Here is a 246-nt window from a genome sequence, read left to right as displayed (position 1 = left end):
GACGCTTTTTGACTTTTTCTGCTAGACCGATTTCATCTAGAGGTAGGGTAGGTAGTTATCAAGAAGGTCAACGATTATGGATAATGGGTTTGCCTGTTCTTTCTGGGTTAAGGGTACATATTGATGCAGACTTAGCTTTACAAAAGATAACAGGTGAGCAAAAACAAATGATTCCTTCTGATGGCAAAAATTATCAAAATACAGATTTAAAAAATTATATAACCGGCCAATTCTTGGCCGGTTATA

1 protein-coding gene is annotated in these 246 nt (G+C 36.2%); it reads left to right on the top strand.

Annotation, left to right across the window (positions count from 1 at the left end; all coding sequences use genetic code 11):
• The coding region (locus RMT89_RS44830; protein ID WP_315889499.1) for a hypothetical protein at positions 1-246 on the top strand (246 nt) is incomplete at both ends.

This window comes from Streptomyces sp. P17, from assembly GCF_032436805.1.
GTDB lineage: Bacteria > Actinomycetota > Actinomycetes > Streptomycetales > Streptomycetaceae > Streptomyces.
Note: the sequence above shows the minus strand (reverse complement) of the source record. Positions and strands in the feature narration are given on the sequence as shown.